The organism is Sulfitobacter sp. 1A12157 (assembly GCF_043557345.1).
In the GTDB taxonomy this organism is placed as follows: Bacteria; Pseudomonadota; Alphaproteobacteria; order Rhodobacterales; family Rhodobacteraceae; genus Sulfitobacter.
The window spans coordinates 53,418-70,281 of sequence record NZ_JBIFFV010000002.1 but is presented as its reverse complement, the minus strand read 5'-3'; the positions used below and the strand labels follow the sequence as shown (position 1 = coordinate 70,281).

At 57.8% G+C, this 16,864-nt stretch carries 15 protein-coding genes; 11 read left to right on the top strand and 4 right to left on the bottom strand.

What is annotated here, in order from left to right; translation table 11 throughout:
* The 5 genes from ACGYLC_RS04230 (at position 1) to ACGYLC_RS04210 (ending at position 4,589) form a co-directional block, all read left to right on the top strand.
* Positions 1–459 (top strand): DUF411 domain-containing protein, encoded by a 459-nt coding sequence (locus tag ACGYLC_RS04230; RefSeq protein WP_260010374.1) that lies wholly within the window; start codon positions 1–3, stop codon positions 457–459.
* 22 nt (positions 460–481) lie between these two features.
* Positions 482–1,264, top strand: coding sequence for a ZIP family metal transporter (locus tag ACGYLC_RS04225; RefSeq protein WP_067264372.1), 783 nt, complete (start codon positions 482–484; stop codon positions 1,262–1,264).
* Positions 1,248–1,742: a signal peptidase II gene (gene lspA, locus ACGYLC_RS04220; protein ID WP_394421859.1), complete on the top strand. Its 495-nt coding sequence runs from the start codon at positions 1,248–1,250 to the stop codon at positions 1,740–1,742. The genes ACGYLC_RS04225 and lspA overlap by 17 nt, the downstream gene beginning before the upstream one ends.
* Positions 1,739–3,310 (top strand): apolipoprotein N-acyltransferase, encoded by a 1,572-nt coding sequence (lnt, locus tag ACGYLC_RS04215; protein WP_394421858.1) that lies wholly within the window; start codon positions 1,739–1,741, stop codon positions 3,308–3,310. The genes lspA and lnt overlap by 4 nt, the downstream gene beginning before the upstream one ends.
* A 337-nt stretch (positions 3,311–3,647) precedes the next feature.
* Entirely contained in the window at positions 3,648–4,589 is a 942-nt protein-coding gene (locus ACGYLC_RS04210) for a cytochrome c oxidase assembly protein (RefSeq protein ID WP_244153749.1), read from the top strand.
* A gap of 239 nt (positions 4,590–4,828) precedes the next feature.
* Here the strand turns inward: ACGYLC_RS04210 and mntR are convergent, their stop codons facing one another.
* Positions 4,829–5,299, bottom strand: coding sequence for a manganese-binding transcriptional regulator MntR (gene mntR, locus ACGYLC_RS04205; RefSeq protein WP_260010381.1), 471 nt, complete (start codon positions 5,297–5,299; stop codon positions 4,829–4,831).
* Between the two features lie 91 nt (positions 5,300–5,390).
* Here mntR and ACGYLC_RS04200 point away from each other — a divergent pair, with 91 nt between their 5' ends.
* The 4 genes from ACGYLC_RS04200 to phnE are packed head-to-tail and all read left to right on the top strand — an operon-like array spanning position 5,391 to position 9,683.
* A complete protein-coding gene (locus ACGYLC_RS04200) occupies positions 5,391–7,271 on the top strand; it encodes a cytochrome c peroxidase (RefSeq protein WP_120351849.1) in 1,881 nt (626 codons plus the stop codon).
* Positions 7,271–8,146 (top strand): phosphate/phosphite/phosphonate ABC transporter substrate-binding protein, encoded by an 876-nt coding sequence (locus ACGYLC_RS04195; RefSeq protein WP_093744240.1) that lies wholly within the window; start codon positions 7,271–7,273, stop codon positions 8,144–8,146. The genes ACGYLC_RS04200 and ACGYLC_RS04195 overlap by 1 nt, the downstream gene beginning before the upstream one ends.
* Positions 8,143–8,925: a phosphonate ABC transporter ATP-binding protein gene (locus tag ACGYLC_RS04190; RefSeq protein WP_093744239.1), complete on the top strand. Its 783-nt coding sequence runs from the start codon at positions 8,143–8,145 to the stop codon at positions 8,923–8,925. The genes ACGYLC_RS04195 and ACGYLC_RS04190 overlap by 4 nt, the downstream gene beginning before the upstream one ends.
* Positions 8,925–9,683, top strand: coding sequence for a phosphonate ABC transporter, permease protein PhnE (gene phnE, locus ACGYLC_RS04185; protein ID WP_394421854.1), 759 nt, complete (start codon positions 8,925–8,927; stop codon positions 9,681–9,683). The genes ACGYLC_RS04190 and phnE overlap by 1 nt, the downstream gene beginning before the upstream one ends.
* A gap of 3 nt (positions 9,684–9,686) precedes the next feature.
* Here phnE and ACGYLC_RS04180 read toward each other — a convergent pair whose 3' ends face one another.
* From ACGYLC_RS04180 to ACGYLC_RS04170, 3 genes are all read right to left on the bottom strand, one after another.
* A complete protein-coding gene (locus ACGYLC_RS04180; RefSeq protein ID WP_067264398.1) occupies positions 9,687–10,196 on the bottom strand; it encodes a murein L,D-transpeptidase family protein in 510 nt (169 codons plus the stop codon).
* A 66-nt stretch (positions 10,197–10,262) separates the two neighbouring features.
* Positions 10,263–12,449 carry a cation-translocating P-type ATPase gene (locus tag ACGYLC_RS04175; RefSeq protein WP_260012835.1) on the bottom strand — a complete coding sequence of 729 codons (2,187 nt, stop codon included), beginning with the start codon at positions 12,447–12,449 and terminating at the stop codon, positions 10,263–10,265.
* Between the two features lie 716 nt (positions 12,450–13,165).
* Positions 13,166–13,831 (bottom strand): L,D-transpeptidase, encoded by a 666-nt coding sequence (locus ACGYLC_RS04170; RefSeq protein ID WP_067264455.1) that lies wholly within the window; start codon positions 13,829–13,831, stop codon positions 13,166–13,168.
* A 794-nt stretch (positions 13,832–14,625) separates the two neighbouring features.
* Between ACGYLC_RS04170 and ACGYLC_RS04165 the strand changes: the two genes are divergently transcribed.
* A complete protein-coding gene (locus tag ACGYLC_RS04165) occupies positions 14,626–15,390 on the top strand; it encodes a transglutaminase family protein (protein WP_244153561.1) in 765 nt (254 codons plus the stop codon).
* Complete coding sequence (locus ACGYLC_RS04160; protein WP_093737957.1) at positions 15,380–16,345, top strand: cation diffusion facilitator family transporter; 966 nt, start codon at positions 15,380–15,382, stop codon at positions 16,343–16,345. Before ACGYLC_RS04165 ends, ACGYLC_RS04160 begins: the two co-directional genes overlap by 11 nt.
* The last annotated feature ends 519 nt before the right edge of the window (positions 16,346–16,864 follow it).

Sequence of the window (16,864 nt, the reverse complement as noted above, 5' to 3'; positions counted from 1 at the left end):
ATGAAACGACTGGCTCCCGCTCTTGCAGTCACGCTGGCCTTGTTTTCCGCGGCGCAAGCTGTCGCCGATGCGATCCAGATTGATGTCCGGAAGACAAACGGCTGCGGCTGTTGTCTGTCCTGGATGAAGCACCTTGAGGAAAGCGGATTCGCGCCGATAGGCGAGGACATGTTCGGGGGATCTCTTGTGCGATTCAAACTCGACACCGGCGTGCCTCAGCGCATGGTATCCTGCCATACGGCTTTGGTCGACGGCTACGTGATCGAAGGTCATGTACCGGCATCAGACATCCAGCGTTTGTTGGATGAGCGTCCAGATGCAGTGGGGGTGGCGGTGCCGGGTATGCCCTATGGCTCCCCGGGCATGGGACCGGAAAATGATCGCGAGGGCTACGATGTCTTTTTGATCCAGGGCGATGGGTCGACCGAAATCCTTAGCAGCTATTTGGCCGCTGACTGACGTATCGGCGGGAACTCAGCGCTTGGAACCCTTGTCCCCAATAACTCTCGGCTTTCTTGGAAGCCTTGCCGCCGGATCGCTGACAGCGGTCGGGGCGACCCCCGTTCTCTTTGGACGCGTCCCCTCCCGTGCCACGCGCGATTTGCTGCTTGGCTTCGCGGCGGGTGTCATGCTCGCTGCTTCATTCTTTTCGTTGATCATTCCGGCTCTCGACGCAGCCGAAAGACAGTTCGACAACGGTGCTCTCCCGGCAGCCATCGTTTGTGTTGCGATCTTGCTTGGCATGGGGGCGGTCGCTCTGATGAATGAACGACTGCCGCATGAACATTTCAAAACGGGGCGAGAAGGGCCCGCCGCCGCATCTCTGCGCCGCGTCTGGCTCTTCATCATAGCGATCACGATCCACAATTTTCCCGAAGGGCTTGCCGTTGGTGTCGGGTTTGGGGCTGATGGTTTCTCTGGTGGCTTGCCGCTCGCGATTGGCATCGGGCTGCAAAACGCGCCCGAGGGTCTCGCCGTAGCGGTCTCATTGCTTGGTGAGGGGTATTCCAGGCGCCGTGCGTGGGGGGTTGCCGCCCTGACAGGTCTTGTCGAGCCGGTAGGCGGGCTTCTTGGCGCTGGCATCATCGGCATCTCGCAGCCCCTGTTGCCATGGGGCCTCGCCTTCGCCGCCGGGGCGATGCTCTACGTAATCAGCCACGAAATCATTCCCGAAACCCACCGATCCGGCCATCAAAACAGGGCGACTTTCGGTCTCGCGGTCGGCCTCGTGATCATGTTGTTCCTAGATGTATGGCTGGGGTGATGAGATGAAACAGTCCCATTTCCAAGGCTTCATTGCGGCTGGAACTGCTTTTCTTGTCGATCAGGTGACAAAAGCAATCGTCGTCGCTAATGCGACAGATTTGAGCGCCGGAATTCCGGTCTTTCCCAGTTTTAATCTTATTTACTTGCGCAACGATGGCGTGACATTCGGACTGCTTGGTGGAGCACCATGGTGGGGCCTTGCGACCTTGGCCCTAGCCATCTGCGGCGGGTTGACCGTCATGCTGGTACGCACTGACAACCGGGTTGAGGCTATCGCCTATGGTGCGATCATCGGTGGCGCGCTCGGCAACGTCCTCGACCGCATTCGATTTTGGGGTGTGACGGACTTCCTCGATTTCTACGTCGGCTCCACGCATTGGCCCGCCTTCAACATGGCGGATGTGTTCGTGGTCGGTGGCGTGGGGCTGCTGCTCCTAGCACCGTGGTTAGCCGCTAAACTTCACACTGACCCATGATGACGGGTTGGCTGCAATTGACTGGCTGCAGCCGTTGCTTTCCCCTGCGATCAGGGATTAGCTTTATGGCGGGCGGTTTAACGGTTTTAACCCTTCCACCGTTCTCATGGATCATCGCTGTTCCAGTCGCCTTCTCAGCACTCTTTCTCGTGCTCATGCAGGTTTCCACCGCGCGCGCCTTCGTCATCGGCTGGATCTTTGGAATGGGCCAGTTCCTGTTTGGAATTTCCTGGATTGCCGAAAGCTTTTACGTCGATTCCGAACGTTTCGGTGCCCTTGCGATCCCAGCAGTCGCGGGACTGTCCGCCGGACTGGCCATTTTTCCAGCTATTGCGGCGATGTTATTTGCCACCGTAATGCAGCGCCGTGCTGTCGGCGGCATTACGGCAGGTCTTCTGCTTGCAACGTGTTGGGTTGCCGCGGAATGGCTGCGTGGTCATGTCCTGACGGGGTTTCCCTGGAACCTTGCTGCTTATGCCCTTGTCGAACATGCCCCCCTGCGCCAACCCGCCGCATGGGTCGGAAGTTACGGTCTGGGCTTTGTCACGGTATTTATCAGCATATTGCCAGGTGTGTTCATCGCAGCCGCGCCAAACAGCCGCGCAGCTGTTTTGGCGCTCTTTGCCGTCGCGGTGACGGTAATTTGGGGGGGCGGTGTGCTTCGGCTAAATCAGAACGTGCCGCCAACGGACATTGCTTTGCGCATCGTCCAAGGCAATGTGCCGCAAGTCGAGAAGTGGGCGCCGGGCAGCCGCGAACGCACGCTGGAAAAATACCTCGGCTTGTCCGCTCAACCCGGACGCTTCGACCTGCTGCTGTGGCCGGAAACGGCCTTTCCCGGTTTTCTGGACGAAGACGCCTTGGCGCGCAGGCGGTTATCCACGGTTTTGCCAGACGGTAGGATCCTTTTGACAGGTGTGCCTGACCGCGTAGAGAGGGATGGGGGAACCCGATATTTCAACACGGTTCAGGTCTATGACGGCAGCGGCGAAATTCTAACGGGATATGCAAAACATCATCTTGTTCCGTTCGGGGAATATGTGCCCCTGAAAGGTTGGCTGCCGTTCGAGCGTCTGGCCGAAGGTTTGGGTGATTTCACGCCGGGACCAGGGCCACGAACGCTGGCAATTCCGGGCGCGCCTCTGGTTGCGGTGGCAATCTGTTACGAGATCATTTTCCCGGGCCAGGTGGTCGACGATCTTTTTCGTCCCGACTGGATTTTCAACGCCACAAATGACGCCTGTTTCGGCGCCAGCATCGGGCCCGAGCAGCACCTCGCATCCGCGCGCATGCGCGCTGTGGAGGAAGGGCTACCCGTGGTGCGCGCTGCGAACACCGGGATATCCGCAATTATTGATGCTAACGGCGAGATCGTCGCGCGCCTCGACACTGGGCGAACAGACGTCATAAATGAAAGCCTACCGGCAGCGCGTACGGCTACGCCTTACGGACGTTTCGGCGATTGGACATTTCTGTCGCTCATCTGTGCAGCTTGGACGTTGAGATTTGCCTTCGGCTTGGCCAAACAGCGACATAAGTCTGTAAAAACAAACCCAAAGGAACCGTGATGCTAATGTTTGTAGGCTTTATCGGAGGTGCTTTTTGGGGAGGCTATTTAGCCCGGAGCCGCAAAGGGAACTACCTAGACATCCTTCAATATGCGGCAAGCTTCGGCATCGCCCTAGGCCTACTGGGTTTCTTCATCTCAGTGGTTCTCTTACGCATCACTTCCTGACGCGAATTTGGTCTTTGTATCGAATTAAAACTGCCCGCTTCCTAGGGTTGCGTAATGGGAAAATCCCGACGTTCATCGGTACCTATCGACTGGCTGACAATACAAAATGACAGGAGCTGATAATCCCCTTCTTTCTTCTTTTCGACCCGTTTGGATTTGCGATTTCGCCAGTGTCCATTGTATCCGTCAGTTTGGCCGCATGGTTCTATATGCGCGGCCTCAGACGACCCGTGCGTATCCGCGGAACGATCTCTGTCTGGCGTCCGATCTTGTTCTTCGCCGGCCTTGCTTGCATTCTTGCAGCCATGAACGCACCGCTCGCTGTAATGGGACATACCTTATTCTCAATACATCAGGTCGAACATCTTCTTCTTCGCCTTATCGGCCCCCTTCTCATCGCCGTATCGCAGCCGTGGCGCATCCTGCTATCCAGCCTCGAAAGACGCCGGCGTCAACACTTCAGTGCGCCAGCGAACTCCCGGGGACAAAGTTTCGTAGCGCATCCAACGGCCGCAACTGGGTTGATTGTTGGAGCGCTATTTATCTGGCAGGTACCTGTCATTTACGCACTTGCGCAGCGTATCGCGGCTATCGAAGTGTTCGCTCATCTGGGAATGGTACTAGCAGGGCTCTGGTTCTTTACCATGCTCTTCGATCCCAGAGACCCCCCTGTGGGCGCCAAACGCGGAGCGAGGCTGTTGTCCGCCTTTGTTGTGATCGTAGCAAACATTTTTCTAGGTTCCCTGACGACACTCAAGGAGGTGAGCCTTTACGCATTCTCCCATAGGGAAAGAATTGGATTGATCGATGCGCTGTCCGACGAAACGATCGGCGGCTATACTATTTGGGTCCCGTCTTCGATGGTGATGATCGTCGCGATCATTCTGGTCATGAACGGCTGGGACGCTGCGGAAGTACGTCGCTGGAATACGAGATACGACCTGCTACGCGGCTCGAATTCAGCGGCACTGGAGTTTCCGGAAACCGCCGAAGAATTGCGTCTGAAAGTGGCAAAGACAAACCGCGACATGGGCCGGACCCTTGCCATAGGCGCATTGGTCATGTTCTTGATCGTCATCACAACGGTGGTGACAATTGTCTATGCGCTTTGAACAGAGGACCCACTCAAGGGTTGCGCCTACCTCTTTTCACGCGACCGGCATTTTCGCTGCATGGTCGGCGCAGGTAGGAATATTGGGCGCACTATTTCGTGCTGGCCAAACTCAGAGGACGCGATGGGTTGGACCAGAGTTAAGCATTGACACAAATGCTACCCCGCCAACGTATGACTGCTGACGCTGCAGCCTCTTGAGTCTCGCCTTGCTGAATTTCGAGAGAACTCGATGCTGCGCTACTTGCTGCTCTGAAACTTCTGGAGGGCGTGCTCGAAGGCCTCCAGCGTGGTCGTGCTGACGTGATGCTCGATCCCCTCCGCATCGCGTTCCGCAGTCTCTTCGTCGATTCCCAGGCTGAGAAGAAACGCGACAACGACTCTATGGCGGCGGCGACAGGCCTCGGCCAATTCTCGGCCCGCATCGGTTAGAAATATTGCGCGGTAACGCTCCCGCCGCACCAAACCAGCAGCCTTGAGTCGGGAGATGTTCTTGGTCACTGTTGGAGATTTCACGCCAAGCCGCTCGGCGATTTCGACCGGCCTAGCCTCCCCCCGCAACTCGATCAGCTCTGCGATCAGTTCCACATAATCCTCCGCCATTTCGCTTTCATGTGCTCGGCGCACAGTCGCGAAACCCTTAGCCTGCGCTTCGGGAGCTCTCTCGACAGTCTCGAACGCCTCGCGTTCGTATGATTGTAGCTTCGACATGTCCGGACATTGCAACGAATAACTAAAATTGACAATCTAATTAGCCTAGAATACCTAAGTTAGACGAGTCTAAGTTTTAGCGCTGGAGGCTATGGTGATAAAAAATCTTTCGAGGCTGCTGCTAACCGCTGCAAGCGCGGTCCTGCTGTCCGGACCCGGGGGGGCGACGCCTGTCAAAGAGGCTCCGTGGCTTCCTGAGGCGGCAGCCTATCGGCTGACACTTTTTCTTGGAAATCTCGCGCCAGTGCCTTGGGACGACATCGAGACCGCTTGGACAGAACCTCACCGGGGTTCGGAATTCTCGACCGGCGCGTTGGAGTGGGTGGACCGCAAAAGCGGTATCAAGCCGGATGGTATCCTTGACGCCATGGCACGTGAAGACCGGCAAGCAGTTTTCACAGAGGCCACTCGTCTTGTAGCGCTTAGGATCGAAGAGGAATTGGACCGGACTCTCGCAGCCGAAGAGCCTGCAAAGGCGCGCCAGGCTCTGCGAACGGCAGGCGAGCTCTACCGTGCGTTTGAGGATGGTATCGCGGCAGCCGACCCCGAAGCAGCAAGACGTATCGGCCTCGCTTGGCTGGAACTTAACAGTAGCACGGGGTCCGCTGGTCTTCTCGGCGCTGGCGCCTTTTCCGCGGATCGCGACACGCTGGAGGCCGCGCGCGCAGTCATTTCCAGCTATCTCGCGGAAAATTACCTCTTAGCCAACTATGCTCCACGTCAGACACTGAGTGCCCTGCCCGAAACCGCTGTGTTCAGCCGACGCACTATCGAGGTGCCGCCAAGCTTGCCGCCTGGCTCCGACATCTTCGATCAGGACCCGCTGCCATTGCTTGTCCTCAACTTCGAGGAACAAGGTATCGACGAGACCGATCTGCCCTTGGTGGCTTATGGCGACATGCTTTTCGACAGCCCGCAGATATTCGGAAATCCTGCGCGAAACCTCGGGATCGCCTGTTCGACCTGTCACAATCGCTCGGATGTGAACCAGCGCCTCTTCATCCCGGGCGCCAGCCACCAACCCGGTGCCATCGACGTCGATGGCGCGTTCTTTAATCCTATCTTCAACGACCGGCGCGACGACCCGATCGACATTCCGAGCCTGCGCGGGCTGCGCTTCACCGGGCCTTATGGTCGCGATGGGCGCTTTGCCTCTCTGCGCGACTTCAGCCGGAACGTGATCGTCAATGAATTTGGCGGCGCGGAGCCGACGCCCTTGATGCTCGACGCGCTGGTAGGATACATGCTCGAGTTCGACTTCCTACCAAACTCTAAGCTGAATGCGGATGGTACGCTGTCCGAGGCAAACCCGGACGCGGCGCACCGAGGCGAGGCTATTTTTAATCGGCCTTTCGCTGGGCTAGGCGATCGCTCCTGCGCTAGTTGCCACGTGCCTGACGCAAATTTCCTCGATCGGCAAGCCCATGACATTGGATCGGTCTCGCCGGCATATAGTGGCGCGCGCGCAGGCGCGCTGGATACGCCGTCCTTGCTGGGAACCGCATATACCGCCCCCTATTTTCACGACGGTTCGCTGTCGACGTTGGCCGCCGTTGTTGAGTGGTTCGATGAGACGAAATCGCTTGGGCTATCAGAGACGGAACGGACTGAACTGACCGCGTATCTGGAGACTGTAGGGTCGGCAGACGAGCCTTACGAGAAGTTCGACGCAGAGAACACCGCCTTTCGCCTGACATTTGCCGAATTGGCGACATTTGCATCGACGCTCGACACGCTTCTGCCCCGACGTGACGCAGAGCACATCCTGCTGCTGACCGATACTGTCGCTGCGGACCTCGCCGCAGACGCGAGCACCATGTCGAACCTGACCGCACGGCCCGAAGTCTATGCCTTGGCCGAGCGTCTTGCCGCAGTCGGCGATGCAGTCCGTGACGACGACTGGGGGGCCGCCGAAGCAAGTTGGACCGCGTTCAAGACCGAAGCCGACGCGATCGAAGAGAGGGCATTCTGATGGAATTCTACCTAACCCGCAGAAATATGCTGGCCTTGGCCAGTGCAGGCGCGATCTCGCTGGCCTCCCCGCTGACCGCACAAGACACTCCCTTGCGGCTTGCTTTCATTCCGCAGGAGAATCCCGACAAGCTCTTAGGCGACATTGAGGCCATCACAAGATGGCTATCCGAACAGATTGGCGTTCCCGTGGAAGGCTTCGTCACCATCGACCATGCTGCGGCTGTCGAGGCACTTCGCAACGGAGATGCAGACGTCTCCTTCATGGGCGCATTGCCTTTCGTTCTGGCGGAGGCGGAAATTGGCGCGGTACCTCTCTTGTCTGAGGTCTACCGGGGCGCGTCAAGTTACACAGGACGCATTTTTGTCCGCCGCAACAGCGGTATCGAAACGCTGGCAGACCTGCGCGGGCGCGATATCGCCTTTGCCGACCCGATCTCTGAATCAGGTTATCTTTATCCTCTTTCCGAATTCGTTAAGGCCGGGCTAATTGAGGGTCCTGGCGCAGCGGAGAAATTCTTCGGCCGCGTGTTCTTTGCGGGAGGCTACCAGCAAGCCATGCAGGCTATGGCCGAAGGTCTGGTCGATGCCGCCGGTGCCAGTCAGTATGCGGATTTGTTGTTGACCCCACAACAGCAGGCCGAGGTGACTTGGCTCGTAGAAAGCGCGCCGATTCCAAGTCACCTTGTGATCGCACGCCCAGAACTCGATGCCGCCCTGCAAGCTCGTTTTGTTGACGTCATGCTGAAGCTCAACGAACCGAAGCACCGCGACAAATTGAGCTATCTTTACGGACCAGATGGCTACGTCAGGGCAGACGGCACCGCGTATGAAGGCGTACGCGATATGGCAAAGAAATACGGGCTGTTACGATGAGCATGGCTATCGAAATAGACGATCTGAGTTATGTCCATAAGGGCGCACAGCTACCAGCGTTGGAACGAGTCTCATTTCGGATCCCGGCGGGCGAGTGTGTCGCTTTACTGGGCCCATCCGGGGCGGGCAAAACGACGTTGCTGGCGCTGCTCGACGGTAGGATTCAGGGATGGCGCGGGCGCGTTTCTGTCTTGGGTGCGCCGCTCAATCCCGACCGCCCACCACCCCGAGCTCGCCGTCCTGATACCGGTTTCGTGTTTCAGGAATTCGCCCTCGTAGAACGCTCCACGGCACTACGCAACGTGCTCAACGGCCGCCTGGGGCGGATGTCACCTTTCCACGCAGTACTGGGATCGCCAATGGCTCACGATCTCGATATTGCCCGCACAGCACTCGCCGATTGCGGCATCGCAGAACTCGCGGAACGCCGTGTCGACAGTCTCAGCGGAGGACAGCGACAGCGCGTGGCTATTGCGCGATGTCTGGCGCAGGAACCACGGCTGATCCTCGCCGACGAGCCAGTGAGCAACCTCGACCCCGCCCGCGCTGGAGAGGTTCTGGGGTTGATGACCAAGGCGGCGCGAGCGCGTGATGCAACAGCGCTATTCTCCTCGCACCAACCCGATCTGGCGCGGCGTTTTGCAGGGCGCATCATCGGCATACGAGAGGGGCGGATCGCGTTTAACGTGCCAACGTCCGAGTTGAAAGACGATGCGACTGCCGAACTCTATCGGGGGTCAGGACCGACGCCGGAACTCGGTCCCCGGGCGGTGTTATGATGGCCCCCCGCGACTTCGGCGGCTTCGTCACCAGTTCGCTGATCGCTATTGCCATCCTATGGTCCCTCGTCAGAACCGATGTCGAGTTGTCGCGTCTTGCTTCGGTCGGTCCACGGATTACCGACTTTATCGGCCGGATGTTCCCGCCCGATCCGACAGTGATGACCGAGATCAAAAAAGGCAGCGCAGAGACACTAAGAATAGCAATCCTCGGCTCCCTCGGCGCAGTGCTGCTGTCGACCCCTCTGGCTATTCTCGCGTCCGAAACCATGGTTTCGCGTGCGGTGTTCGGGCCGGTCCGCGCGCTGCTGGCCTTTATCCGGGCGGTACCGCTGATCCTCGTGGCCATGCTCATGGTGGGCGCGGTCGGGCTCGGGCCGCTGCCCGGCATCATCGCAGTTGCCTTTCATGCCACTGGGATGCTCGCTAAATTCTATGCCGAGGCGATCGACGGCGTATCTCGCGCCCCCATCGCAGCACTTGAAAGTGCAGGGGCTGGACCGCTCGTGCGGCTCAGACATGCGATTTGGCCACAGATGGCCCCAGTCATCGCCCGCGACACGATTTTCCGGTTCGAACTGAACCTGCGTGAGTCGTTGGTCCTCGGCATCGTCGGCGCGGGCGGGATCGGCTTTTACATCCAGACCTACATCCGCTCTTTTCAGTATGACAAGGCGGCCAGCGTCACGATTGCCGTCGTCGGCCTAGTCATCGTCATCGAGGCGATCAACATCACGCTGCGTCGTCGATTTACCTAACCATCAAGCATAAATGTCGATCGGTGTTCCATTTTTCACCATTGCGTAGATTTCCTCGATCTGACGGTCCGTTACGGCGATGCATCCTGCGGTCCAGTCACGCTTGTTCATCGGGTCGATCCCCTTGCGTGGCCCACCGTGAATAAAAATATCGCCACCCGGCGACTTTCCTTGGGACTCAGCAAAGGCAATATCCGCCGCGTTGGGATATGAGATGCCGATGGAGAGGTGGAAGAGGCTGTCCGGGTTGCGTCGGTCAATCACGTAGGTGCCTTCTGGCGTACGGCCGTCTCCCTCGAACTGTTTGTGACCCTGGGGCGCGAAGCCCAATCCGATGGGAAATGTACGCAAAACGCCCGCCTTCCCGTCAAGGACGAGCAACCGCTGTGCCTTGTACATGCGAAGACGGGTTACTTTGGGTCCGTTGTAGGTCCGGAACTTATCTGCACAGCCTGACAGGAAGGCAGCCAACCCACTTAGAATAAAGACCCGTCGTGGAAAATTGGTAGTCATTACTGCTTGATGCCCCTTTCGTGAGGTCTGATGTGTTTTAGGCGTTACTTAACCGCAAATGCCGGATCAATGACCGTGCGCGAGTGCTCCCTTTGCCATATTCTCGCCCACCGGTTCACCGCCCGAAGGCCCGCCCTCGACCTGATAGCCGTTCAAAAGCCGCAGTGCATTGGCGACCACCAACAGGGATACGCCCACATCCGCAGCGATGGCGCCCCACATAGAGGCCATGCCGAACGCGGTCAGCCCGACGAACAGCGCTTTGGTCGCCAACGATATACCAATATTCTGGTGGATGATCGACATGGTCCGGCGTGAATGACCAATAAGCCAGGGCACCTTGCCGATATCGTCAGTCATCAGCGCAATGTCGGCCGTCTCGATGGCCGCATCAGATCCGACAGCCCCCATGGCAATGGCATAATGCGCCCGCGCCATGGCCGGTGCGTCGTTCACGCCGTCACCAATCATCGCCACCATGTCGTGGATTTCCACCAGTTCTTCGATGGCCGTCACCTTATCTTCTGGCAAAAGTTCGGCGCGCACTTCGTCGATCCCAACTTCGGCCGCGACGGCACGCGCGGTGCGTTCGTTGTCGCCCGTCAACATCACGATCGTCTCCACACCCTGCGCATGCAACTTTTCAACGACCCCCTTAGCATCAGGGCGGATGCGGTCGCGCAGCTCTAGTATGCCGACCACGGCAGTCTCGTCACCCACTACAACTAAGGTGCTCCCTGCTCCTTCTATTCGATCTCTCAAATCTGTCGGAATGTGATTGCCAAACCCCTTCTCCTCAGCGAACCGATCCGAGCCGAGCCAGATTACACGCCCGTCGGCGCGCCCTTCCAGCCCGCGTCCAGGCACGGTGCGTGTATCCTCTGCAGCAGTTATGGAAACACCATCAGTTTGCGCGCGCGCGAGAATGGCCCGTGCCAGCGGGTGCGAAGACCGTGCCTCCAAACTCGCTGCCAGCGTTATGAGATCGCGCGCGGAGGCTTCGCCCAATGCGTGAACTGCTGCAACCTCGGGTTCGCCCATAGTGATCGTTCCCGTCTTATCCATCGCCAGCGCAGTGGTGCGACCTGGCGCCTCAACATAAGCGCCCCCCTTGATAAGCACCCCTGCTCGCGCCGACGCGGTCAGCGCTGCCACGATCGAAACTGGTGTTGAGATGACAAGGGCACAGGGGCAGGCGATTACCAGCAGCACCAACGCATTGTAGAACCAATAGTCCCAGGCACCGCCCAGGAGGAGCGGCGGCACCAGCGCAAGGGCGACCGCCAGCGCCATCACTATGGGGGTGTAGATGCGTGCAAACTTCGCGACCCATTGCTCGACCGGGGCGCGACGGGCATGGGCATCGCCGACCATGCGAATGATTTTCGCGAGCACCGTGTCCGAGGCGGCCTTCGTCGCGCGCACCGTCAGTGTGCCCTCACCATTGATTGTGCCGGCATAAACCTCGTCGCCGAGTTCCTTCGGAACCAGTGCGCTTTCGCCAGTGATCGGGGCCTGGTCGACAGCCCCGGCCCCCTCTAAGACCTCGCCATCAAGTGGGATGCGGTCGCCGCCGCGCACGATGAAGCGATCATCCACGGCAACTTCTGCCGCTGGAACATTCGCCTCGCTACCATCCGGCCGGATAATCCTGGCTGTCGGTGGTGCTAAATCCAGAAGGGCCGACACCGCATTGCGCGCCCGCCCCACACTCCAGCTCTCAAGGTAGAGCGACAGTGAAAAGAAAAACGCAACTGTCGCTGCCTCGAATAATTCGCCCAGCCCGATAGCACCCGCCACGGCCACCACCATCAATAGATTCATGTCAGGGCTAATTCTGCGTGCTGAAGACCAGGCCTTTGGTGCAACGAGCCAGACGCCAAAAAGGATTGCGACGGCAAACAGCCCGGCTTCCGCGATGGGCATCGGCGCCGTGCCATGCCCTGCAAACAGACCAAGCGCACCACCCATGCCCGTTTCGACGATATGGTAGAGAAATCCTGCCGCCCAAAACCCGCCGCTCAGCGTGGTAAAACGCTTTTGACGTGCCAAATGCGCTGCCTGATTTTCGGCCGCGTTGTCGGCATCCCACGGTTTCGCGCTCATGCCCGTGCTCGCGACCAACTCAGCGACCTCATCATCTGAAATCTTATCCGCAGTATCCAGAATCGTCATTCGTCCATTAATGACATCAAACGCCAGATGCTCTGTCCCGCCAACTGTTGGACCGACAGCCCTATTCAGGATCGCCACCTCTTCGGCACAATCCAGACCAGAGACCTGGAAACTTCGTCCGGTCGCGGGGATGGGTTGTGCTGGTTCCGTGTCGGCTCCAGCACCGCAGCACGTACCACCTTCTCCATGAGAGTGGGAAACTCCTTTCGGATGCTCTTGATAATCACTGTGCTCGCGATCGCGGTCAGATTTGTGTTTGTGGTCGCGGCGGTGGTCATGGATAGACATAGATTGACCCTAGGATTAGATTGATTCAACTCTGACATAGCCCCTACAGTTACTAGAGGTTCAATAGAAAAATTGCGTTTCTTTTTATGAACTCTTTTGAAGATGCCGCGCTCCGACCGCCCCAGGGTGGTTCTTGTGGACCTGTGCCCGGTATGCAAGATTGTTGGTGAAAACCAAATTAGGACAGGTCAGAGGACTGAATGCAAACACGACATATGATGATTGGAGCGGCCCTGCTGCTCGCAAGCGGATGTGCCGCACCAATGGCTAACTCCCGCGCGCCGGTAGACGCGGTTGGAAACCTTCCCGAACAAATCGTTAACCTAGCTGCACCTGGTCAGGACCTCACAACAGCTCGGCTTCGTTCCGAGGATGGATGCTACTGGTATGAGCACAGCGGTCCAGTAGAAACGACACTGGTGCCGCTCCGCTCAATAGGTGGCAACCCGATCTGCGCCACGCGCTCGGCGTGACTAATTGACCAGTGCAGACTGGTTGGGCGTAGATCACGTTCGCGGGGTCACGCTTTCTTCTGCCGAATACAGGAACGCCGTCGAACCAGTTTTGACGTTCGGGTATAGATGGTTGATATGTGCCATGACCATGCGGACACACCCCGAACTCGCGCGCCCGCCGATGCTTCTTGGTTCGGGCGTCCCGTGAATGCGTAGATAGGTGTCTCGGTTGCCTTCAAAAAGGTAAAGCGCCCGCGAGCCAAGAGGGTTTTCTGGGCCAGGGTCAACACCGTCGGCAACCGGGCCATAGAGCTCGGGATCGCGTGCGATCATGTTTTGGGTCGGCGTCCAGTTTGGCCATTCCACTTTTCGCTGGATCGTATACGTGCCGGGCTCGTACAGGTTACCACGGGCGATCGCCACACCGTAACGCATCGCAGTTCCCCCTTCTTCGATGTGATAGATGTAGCGCGCTACGGCATCGACGTGGACGTCTCCCGGAACAAGCCCGTCCTTAGCGTCCACCCGCTGGGGCAAAAAGCGCGGGTGCAGGCCCCACGGGTTTGACGTAGTTGGATCAAAAGCGGGAGGTGTGACCTGCGCGTCCCAGGCGGCCTTCTCCTCCTTGGTGGGCCGGGTGGCTGCCAGTAGCGGGCCAGCGATTGGAGTAGAAAACAGCGCACCGCTGGTCTGGAGAAAATGTCGTCTTGTCAGCATCATTCTTATTCCTTCAACGTTAGGTAGGCAAACTAAGCTTAAACAAGACCACTCTGCCGTTCAGTAAGGAAAGCCTGAAGCAGTATGGCCTGTTTGACTCGAATGCCGTTCTTCGCCTGCGGTCCTAACTCCTAAAGCCGCTGTAGGTTCAAGAGAAATATTTCTATCGAACCGGGCTTCTTGGAACCTAAATCCGTTCCCTTATTTGTGTTAACACCCCTACTCGGGCGGTTTCTGTGACGAAAAAAGCTACTTCTAGCAACTGATGATACGAGTTCACCGTTTCAATTCTCTGCCAACGGACAATAGCAGGCGGTTTGCGGCCAAGGGTCAAAGGCCGGCTTTTATGAATGTATAACGCCAGCCACTTCCTGACGCGGGCCATTGGCGCTGATCCGTTTTCACAGGCATACAGGCATGTAAGTAGCCCCATAAACCCCAGCTAACGCCGCAGCCCCCAGCTAAGATGTAGTTAAGGAAACGGTCATCGCTATCCATTGGCATGTGGGCACCTCACCATCGCAGCAGATTTTTCCACACAAATGAACTGAGCTAACCGCCCTGAACGGAATTCGAGTTCTTAGGTGGTCCGAACTTGTAGTTGGCTTCGTGTAGCGCATTAACCTAGGGATCAACCTCCAGGATGTTCAAAATGGATTTCGACTTTTTTGGTGATGGTGCCTCGCGGGAGCGAACATCATCCTAGTAGCGCAGCGCACGGGATAACTTTCGACTTGAAGCTACATCTACTGTAGCAATTACACTTGTCTCATCACGATTCGATGGAGACGGGAATGAATGCCGACACAACTTTGCTTCAGCCGACAGAATTACTCGACTTTTGCCGAGGCCCGATCAGTAGTCTCATCGAAAAGCGTGGCTGGCTGGCGCTTTCCGAACATGGTCGGATCGGCGCAGCATATGATTTCGTCCGTAATGAGATCCACTTCGGCTATAACCGCGCGGACAACATTCCGGCCTCAGTCGTGCTGATGGACGGCTATGGCCAGTGCAATACTAAGGCCACGCTGCTGATGGCGCTTCTGCGCGCGCTCGGTTTCCCTTGCCGGCTGCATGGCTTCACCATTCACAAGGCTCTTCAGCGTGGCGTCGTGCCCGAAGCAGTCTACCCGATTGCGCCGGTAGAGATCCTGCATTCATGGGTCGAGGTTCGCGTTATTGGCACCTGGGTGAACCTCGAAGGCTTTATTCTGGATACTGACTACCTAACCCGGCTCCAAGCGCACTTCCCCGGACGCAAAGAGTTCTGCGGTTACGGCATCGGGACAGATTGTCTCGGCGCACCACCGGTCGACTGGCGCGGTGGTGACACCTACATCCAACGCACTGGCATCACGCGCGACCTCGGAACATTTGATGCCCCGGATGAATTCTATCGGCAACATCGGCAGGAATTCGGACGCCTTCGTGGATGGCTCTACCGACACGGAATTCGCCATTGGATGAACGCACGTGTCGCCGCGCTCCGGTCGGGCCGCTTGGTCCCCTCGCCAGAGATTACGGCCCACAATCAAGAGGAGCCGCATTATGCCGCATGATCACGGTAATGCCCACATGGACCCGACTTCCGGGGACCGGAGGGTATCGGTCGCCATTTGGGCCAATGCTCTTCTGACTGTTGCGCAGGTCGTCGGCGGCATCTTTTCTGGCAGTCTTGCCCTCATTGCAGACGCACTGCACAATTTCTCTGATATGGCATCGCTAGTCATCGCCTTCGTCGCGCGCAAGATTGCCCGGCGACCGGCAGATGAACGCATGACCTTCGGCTATGGCCGGATCGAGATCGTAGCGGCGCTGATCAACTACACCACCCTAATCCTTGTCGGCGTCTATCTGATTTACGAGGGCGCGATGCGCTTTATCGAGCCAACGGAGGTCGCTGGCTGGACCGTCGTTATCCTCGGTTGCGTGGCGCTCGCGGTAGACAGCTTGACCGCATGGCTCACCTGGTCGATGCAGAAAGGCAGCGTGAACATCCGCGCGCTCTTCCTACACAATCTATCCGACGCACTGGCCTCAGTAGCGGTGATCATCGGGGGGACGCTGATCATTCTCTACGACGTGACTTGGGTCGATCCGGCGATCACGATTGCCATTGCCCTCTACATTCTCTACCTCGCCCTGACCGAAATCGGAAAGCCGATCCGTACGTTGATGCTCGGCAGCCCCCCCGACATGGATAGCCGTGCAGTGGTCCGGGCGATGACCGAGGTGGATGGTGTCGAGGACGTGCATCACGTTCATCTCTGGCAAATGCAGGAACACGAAGCAGCGCTCGACTGTCACGTGGTGCTGACAGAGGCGGGCTGGAGCCGCATCGAACCGGTCAAGGCGGAAATCAAAGAACGGCTGAGTGCGGAGTTCAGCATAATGCATTCCAGCTTTGAGTTCGAGAACATCCACCACGCGCACCAGAACGTCCAACTCTTCGGCCACGGCGACGTAGAGAAGAAACCCGACCACGAAGACAACAAAGATACTGAAAGACAGTGACAATGTCACCGGCATCGTTTGCCAGAGCAAACGGTATGGAGCGCACTCATGCGCACAAGAATGAAGAGTGGCGGACCATCCGGCCAAGTCGGTGGGGCGAGTGAAATGCCTCCACGATAAGGCCCCACAAACTGCTTTCAGACAGCGTTAAAAGACCGAACGCCACCCCGTCAGAAAATCGACCCTACGTCCGAAGTGGCCGTCGGGTAAGCTGCGGGCATCGCTTTCACCTGCGCCGCCCCTGCCAGTGATGAGTTTCGCTCCGTCATGTGTTTCACCGATGCGCTTCTGCGAACATCAGCCCGAGGTATCGGTGAAGCTCACCTCGATATCGCCCCTCTCTCGTGCCCCTGAAATGGTCCTGTTTTTTAGGACAGCTTTGTGGCTCAGCTAAGATGTAATTTGGTTGGTTTCATGCCGCCCTCTGGGTCCGCTCTGCTTCAACGAATGCGTCGTCAGAGGATTGTTTGTCGAGAGCCGTGTGTGACACCTCGGAGTTGTAAAACCCGACCCAGTCTT